We start from the raw sequence: 6,659 nt of genomic DNA, 5'->3' as shown, positions 1-6,659 counted from the left end.
CTCACATTCCTTGGCCGGAACCCGGGCGGCCCGTCTGGCCGCCTCCCCATGACGCCAAGTCGTGACCCGCCCTGCTCCCGCCCCGCGTTGGAGGAAAAGCCGGTGTCGACCCATACGGAGCAAGGAGTCCCATGAAACTGGCCTGGATTCTCTGGCTGTCGCAGCTTCTGCCGCAGCCGGCCGCCGATTCGCTGTGCCTGAGCACCACCGTGTACCTGGAAGCCCGCGACCAGACCCTTCGCGGCCAGCAGGCCGTCGCCGAGGTCGCCCTGCGCCGCCTCGACAGTGGCCTGTGGGGTGATTCGATGTGCGAGGTGGTCACCGCCCGCAAGCAGTTCGCCCCGACGCTCGTGGCCCCCGGCACCGAGCTGAAGAACAACGACGCCTGGAACAAGGCCGTCGGCGTGGCCTTCGCCGCCGAGGAAAACTGGGCGCTGCCGATTGGCCAGCGCAAGGAGATCGTGCCCGGGGCGAGCCATTTCGCCGCCAGCGCGATCGCCAGCCCGAGCTGGCGCAACGCCTACCAGGTGGCGACGATCGGCGACCACACCTTCTATAGAGTGCAGAAGCTGCGCCCGCGCGCGTCCTGACGCGGGCGGGGAAAGCAAGCGCGCCGGCCGCAACGCAACGTGCGCCGGCGCCTCGCTGCCATCACGGGGGTTCATGCGGATAATGCGCGGTCCATCCACCGCGGAGTTCCCATGAAGCTTTACACCAAGCCCGGCGCCTGCTCGCTGGCCGACCATATCGTGCTGCGCTGGTCGGGCCTGCCGTTCGAGCTGGAAGTGATGGACGCCGAGCGCATGAAGGCGCCGGCCTACCTGAAGCTCAACCCGGCCGGTGCCGTCCCGGTCCTCACCGTGGACGACTGGGTGCTCACCCAGAACGCCGCCATCCTCGGCTACATCGCCGATACCGCGCCGCTGTCGGGCCTGGGCGGCGACGGCACCGCGCGCAACCGCGCCGAGATCGCCCGCTGGATCGCCTTCGTCAACGCCGACCTGCACCCGGCCTTCAAGCCGATCTTCGGCGCGACCGCCTACCTGGGCGACGAGAAGTACATCGACCTGAGCAAGCAGGACGCGCTGAAGAAGCTGCGCGCCCTGTACGAGCGCGTGGACGCACGCCTGCGCGAGCACGCCTGGCTGGCCGGCGAGCGCTCCGGCGCGGACGCCTACCTGTTCGTGACGCTGCGCTGGGCCCAGCGCGTGGGCGTGGATCTCTCCGGCTTGGACGGGCTCGCCGCGTTCTTCACCCGCATGAGCGAGGACGCCGACGTGCAGGCCGCGCTCAAGGCCGAAGGCCTGGCCTGAGTCGTCGTACCGCCCGTGTCGTCCTCAGGACGACACGGGCTGGCGGGTTTCTTCCAGCCACTGCTCGGTGAAGGCATCGCCGCGCGCCTTGCGCAGCGCGATCTCCAGGTCCGGCAGCACCAGCTGGAGCGAAGCGACATCCGTGCAGCGCTCGACCTTCAGCTGCAGGAAGTAGCCCTTCAGGCCGAGATAGCGGCCTACCGCGCCACTCATGCGGTCGTACAGCCAGCGGTATTCGCCGGCCGCGTCCGGCGTCGCCGCCGGCACGGTGCTGGTACGTGCGACGGCCTGGACCGCGGGCGCCGCGACGGCAACCGCATCGGATACCGCCACCGGCGCATCGGCCGATGGACTCGCCACCGCAGCCGCCGGCAGCGCGGCCGCCAGGTCGGCGGACGCGGGGGCGGACGCAGTGGCCCGCGCCACCGGCTTGCCGGTCGCCAGGTTCCAGGTATCGGCGATGAGCCCCATGTCGAGCAGTTGCTCGAGCGCGTCGGGCGGTGCCTTGAGGCCTTCGATCAGCGAACGCAGTTCGGCGTCGCTGCGCTGTCCGTCCACCATCAGCAGGATCGAACGCAGCGCGGTCGGTAAACGACGGGTGCGCGCCTCTATCTCCTGGCGGCCCGCCTCGGTCTTTGCAAAACCCATGTTGTCCCCTCCCCCTGTGGGCGCGCCTCTCCGCGCGCCGGGGCCAAGCGTAGCGCATCCGGGGCGGCGGCGTTTGCCGTGCCGCCCGAAGTGCCACGGGGGTCGCTATCGGCCCAGGACCCGGCGGATTTCCTCCAGCGCGCCGGGGTCGTCCAGGGTGGAGAGGTCACCCGGATCCCGGCGTTCGGCCAGCGCCTGCAGCGAGCGGCGCAGCAACTTGCCCGAGCGGGTCTTGGGCAGCGCGTTGACGATATAGACGTGCGCCGGCCGCGCCACCGCGCCGAGCTGGTCGGCCACGCACTTCTGCAACGCCAGCGCGGTGCCGGCCGGGTCCTGCGGCGCCACCTTCATCGTGGCGAACACCACCGGCACCTGGCCCTTGAGTTCGTCGTGCATGCCGATCACCGCCGCCTCGGCCACGCCGGGATGGCCGGAGATGACTTCCTCGATCTCGCGCGTGCCCAGGCGGTGGCCGGCCACGTTGATGACATCGTCGGTGCGGCCGAGGATGAAGGTATAGCCCTCCTCGTCGCGGATCGCCCAATCCAGCGAGCTGTAGAGCAGCTCCTTGAAGTGGCTGAAATAGCTTTGCAGGAAGCGCGCGTCGTCGTTCCACACCGTGCTCATGCAGCCGGGCGGCAACGGCGGCTGGATGACGAGCACGCCCTTCTGCCCGGGTGCCACTTCCGCCCCGCTCTGCTCGTCGATCACCTTCATGCGGTAGCCGAGGTTCGGGAAGCCGGGCGAGCCGAACTTCACCGGCTTCATTTCCACGCCGGGCAGCAGGGTCAGCGCGGGCCAGCCGGTTTCGGTCTGCCAGTAGTTGTCGATGACCGGCTTGCCGAGCGCGCCGTTGATCCAGGTGGCCGTGGGTTCATCGAGGGGTTCGCCGGCGAGGAACAGGTATTTCAGCTGCGCGACGTCATGGCGGCGGATGAAATCCACGTCGTGCTTCTTCAGCACGCGGATCGCGGTGGGCGAGGAGAACATCGTGCGCACGCCGTACTGTTCGCACAATGCCCACCAGATGCCCGGGTCCGGGTTCGTCGGCAGCCCTTCGTAGAGCAGCGAGGTGCAGCCGCCGATCAGCGGCCCGTACACGTTGTAGGAATGCCCGACCGCCCAGCCGACATCGGAAGTGGAGAACATCACCTGGTCGGGCGCGCAGTCGAACACCGTGCGCATCGATTGCGCCATCGCCACCGCATAGCCGCCGACATCGCGCTGCACGCCCTTGGGCTTGCCGGTGGTGCCGGAGGTATAGAGCAGGTAGCTGGGCTCGTTCGATTCCAGCCATTCGACCGGCACCTCGGCATCGCCGACCTGCGCGCGCAGCTGCGCGTAGTCGACGTCGCGGCCTTCGATGCGGGGCTGCGCCGCGTCCAGGCCGCGCGACACCAGCAGCACCTTCGGCGGGGCGTGCGTGGCTTCGGCGCATGCCGCGTCCACCATCGGCTTGTAGGGAATGATCTTGCCGCCGCGGCTGCCGGCATCGGCGGCGATGAGCAGCTTCGGCCTGGCGTCATCGATGCGCAGGGCCAGGTTGTGCGCGGCGAAACCACCGAACACCACCGAGTGGATCGCGCCGATGCGCGCGCAGGCCAGCATCGCGAACACCGCCTCGGCCATGTTCGGCATGTAGATGACCACGCGATCGCCACGGCCGACGTCGAGCGACTTCAACACCGCCGCGAATGCATTCACCTCCCGATGCAGCTCGGCATAGGTGAGCTCGCGGGTGACGCCGGTTTCGCTGGAGAGGGCGACCAGGGCGAGCTGGTCGGCGCGTTCGGCCAGGTGGCGGTCGACCGCGTTGTAGCAGAGGTTGGTTTCACCCCCGACGAACCAGCGCCGGAACGGCGGCTTGTCGTACTCGAGGATTTTCTGCGGGGGCTTGTGCCAATGGATGGCTTGCGCCGCCTCCGCCCAGAATTCCTCGGGCTGTTCGATCGAGCGGCGATAGATGTCCTCGTAGCGCATGTGGCCCCTCCCAGAACCCTTGGCTGCTTTCCGCAGCATAGGGCGGGCGCACGAAGCGATCCCTGCGACCTTGGTCGCATGGATCGACTCGCGCAACATGTTCGCCGCGCCCCGCGAGGCGCGTTGTTTCAGATCAGCGATTTCGCGTTCGACAGCACGTAGTCGCAGCCCTTCTTGCGCACGCTGCTCGGTATCGAATTCATGTCCAGCGTCTTGCCATCGCTGCCGGAGAGCACGCCGGTGAGGCCCTTGTCGTAACCGGCCTTCTGTTCTTTCTGGCCGCTGACCTTGCCCATCAGCTTGTCCTTCACGCCGCTCGCCGCGTCGCTGCTGAGGTAGTTGTTCTTGATGCAGTACTGCAGCACGCCGGCCGCATTGCCGCCGACGCCGGAGCTGATCGCCGGCATCGAACCGCCGCCCAGCGCACCGGTCAACGCGCTGGTGCCCTGGCCGGTCGTGGAGGCTGGCTGCGGCGTCCAGCTGTCCTGCGCGGTGGTGGTCGGCTGCCCGGTCAGCTTGTCCTGCGCGCCCTTCAGGTCGATCGCCGTGGCCGTGGCACTGGCCCCCAGCAACCCCATCGACAGCATGATGCATGCAATCTTCATGGCCCGGCTCCTTCATCACGGATGGACGCGGCGAGCCTAGTCCGCCCCACCTTCAGGGCAGGTCAAAAAAAGACGCCGGCTCGAGGCCGGCGTCCTGGGGTACCGCTGCGGGCGCTGCTTACTTCAGCAGGTGCGCCACGCCGCCGCGCTCTTCCTCGAGCTCGGCCAGGGTCTTGTCGATGTACTTCTGGCTGAAGTCGTCGACTTCCAAGCCCTTGACCAGGGTGTACTTGCCATTCTCGGTGGTCACCGGGAAGCCGAAGATCACGCCTTCCGGGATGCCGTAGCTGCCGTCGGACGGCACGCCCATCGTCACCCACTTGCCGTTGCTGCCCAGCACCCAGTCACGGACGTGGTCGATGGCGGCATTGGCGGCCGACGCGGCCGAGGACAGGCCGCGCGCCTCGATGATGGCGGCGCCGCGCTTGCCCACGGTCGGGATGAAGGTGCCGGCGTTCCATTCCTGGTCGTTGATCGCCTCGGCGATCGACGCACCGTCGGCGGTGGCGAAGCGGTAATCCGGGTACATGGTCGGGCTGTGGTTGCCCCACACGATCAGCTTCTCGATGCCGCCCACCGGCTTGCCGAGCTTGGTCGACAGCTGGCTCAGCGCGCGGTTGTGGTCCAGGCGCAGCATGGCGGTGAAGTTTTCCGGCTTCAGGTCCGGGGCCGACTTCATGGCGATGTAGGCGTTGGTGTTGGCCGGGTTGCCGACCACCAGCACCTTCACGTCGCGGCTGGCGACCTTGTTCAGCGCCGCGCCCTGGGCGGTGAAGATCTTGGCGTTCTCCAGCAGCAGGTCCTTGCGCTCCATGCCCGGGCCGCGCGGACGCGCGCCGACCAGCAGGGCGATGTCGGCGTCCTTGAACGCCACTTCCGCGTCATCGGTGCCGACCATGCCGGCCAGCAGCGGGAACGCGCAGTCTTCCAGCTCCATCATCACGCCCTTCAGCGCGGCCTGGGCCTTGTCGACCGGCAGCTCGAGCAGCTGCAGGATGACCGGCTGGTCCTTGCCCAGCATTTCACCGGAAGCGATGCGGAACAGCAGGGCGTAGCCGATCTGGCCGGCGGCACCGGTCACGGCAACACGTACGGGGGTCTTCATGGGTGTTTCCTCTGCTTGTAAAGCGAATCAGTGGGGTGAGAAACAAACCGGCCCGGAATGACCGGGCCGGAAGGAATGCGAAAACGTCAGGCGGCGAGGATCTTGTTCCACTCCGCGACGCGGTCGGCCTTGGCGGCCAGCACGGCGTCCACGTCACCTTCCAGGGTGACCTTGTTGATCACGTCGCCCTGGGCAACGGAATCGACCACGTCCAGGCCTTCGAGCACCTTGCCGAACACGGTGTGCTTGCCGTCCAGCCACGGGGTGGCCACGTGGGTGATGAAGAACTGGCTGCCGTTGGTGTTCGGGCCGGCATTGGCCATGGACAGCACGCCGCGGTCGTGGCGCACGCCGTTGTTGGTCTCGTCCTCGAAGCGGTAGCCCGGGCCGCCGCGGCCGGAGCCCTCCGGGCAGCCGCCCTGGACCATGAAATCGGCGATCACGCGATGGAAGTTCAGGCCGTCATAGAAGCCGCGCTTGGCCAGGTTGACGAAGTTGGCGACGGTCAGCGGCGCCTTGTCGGCGAACAGCTCGATCTTGATCGGGCCGCGGGAGGTGTCGAAAGTGGCGATGACGGACATGGAAATCCTTGGGTAATGGGCAATCGTCAGCTCAATAGGATACACCCGCGCCCGGTTTTGACGGCTGCCGTGTCCACCCCTTCCCCTAAAGGATGAGTGCTCATCACAGCCCAGGAGAACCCCGCTTTTCCGCGCCGTCCATCGAGATCCCCGGAGGGCGTCCGGGGGGGGGGGCGGCCGGGACCGTTGGCGACATGGATGTCGCCGACGAGCCCCCGGGGATGGGTTCACGGCGTGTCCTGGCCGGGCCCCGCCTCCGGGCGCCGCGCGGGAACCTCTGGGCAGCCGCTTTTCAAGCATCAGAACCCCCACCCAGCCAACCTGAATAGCCCGGATTCGCCCCTGTCATCGCCCAGCGCAGCGCAACGGGTATAATGGTCGGCTTACCTCCCACGTCTTGGCGCCACCCGGGCCCTCTTCCGCATGT

General features: G+C 67.9%; 7 protein-coding genes. 2 read left to right on the top strand and 5 right to left on the bottom strand.

What is annotated here, in order from left to right; all coding sequences use genetic code 11:
• The first annotated feature begins 131 nt into the window (after positions 1 to 131).
• Positions 132 to 590: a cell wall hydrolase gene (locus ARC20_RS00810; protein ID WP_057642890.1), complete on the top strand. Its 459-nt coding sequence runs from the start codon at positions 132 to 134 to the stop codon at positions 588 to 590.
• 111 nt (positions 591 to 701) lie between these two features.
• On the top strand, positions 702 to 1,313 hold the full coding sequence (locus ARC20_RS00805; protein WP_057642888.1) for a glutathione S-transferase N-terminal domain-containing protein: 612 nt from the start codon (positions 702 to 704) through the stop codon (positions 1,311 to 1,313).
• 24 nt (positions 1,314 to 1,337) lie between these two features.
• On the opposite strand, the gene ARC20_RS00800 is transcribed toward ARC20_RS00805, so the two are convergent.
• The 5 genes from ARC20_RS00800 to ARC20_RS00780 form a co-directional block, all read right to left on the bottom strand.
• On the bottom strand, positions 1,338 to 1,961 hold the full coding sequence (locus tag ARC20_RS00800; RefSeq protein ID WP_057642885.1) for a hypothetical protein: 624 nt from the start codon (positions 1,959 to 1,961) through the stop codon (positions 1,338 to 1,340).
• Positions 1,962 to 2,066: 105 nt separating this feature from the next.
• On the bottom strand, positions 2,067 to 3,941 hold the full coding sequence (gene prpE / locus ARC20_RS00795) for a propionate--CoA ligase (protein WP_057642882.1): 1,875 nt from the start codon (positions 3,939 to 3,941) through the stop codon (positions 2,067 to 2,069).
• A 128-nt stretch (positions 3,942 to 4,069) separates the two neighbouring features.
• The gene (locus tag ARC20_RS00790; RefSeq protein ID WP_057642879.1) at positions 4,070 to 4,546 is read right to left on the bottom strand and encodes a DUF2501 domain-containing protein; all 477 of its coding nucleotides are present in this window, start codon (positions 4,544 to 4,546) and stop codon (positions 4,070 to 4,072) included.
• A 118-nt stretch (positions 4,547 to 4,664) separates the two neighbouring features.
• Entirely contained in the window at positions 4,665 to 5,651 is a 987-nt protein-coding gene (locus tag ARC20_RS00785; protein ID WP_057642877.1) for a malate dehydrogenase, read from the bottom strand.
• 86 nt (positions 5,652 to 5,737) lie between these two features.
• Positions 5,738 to 6,232: a peptidylprolyl isomerase gene (locus tag ARC20_RS00780; RefSeq protein WP_057642874.1), complete on the bottom strand. Its 495-nt coding sequence runs from the start codon at positions 6,230 to 6,232 to the stop codon at positions 5,738 to 5,740.
• Positions 6,233 to 6,659: the final 427 nt, after the last annotated feature.

Source organism: Stenotrophomonas panacihumi (assembly GCF_001431645.1).
In the GTDB taxonomy this organism is placed as follows: Bacteria; Pseudomonadota; Gammaproteobacteria; order Xanthomonadales; family Xanthomonadaceae; genus Stenotrophomonas_A; species Stenotrophomonas_A panacihumi.
Note: the sequence above shows the minus strand (reverse complement) of the source record. Positions and strands in the feature narration are given on the sequence as shown.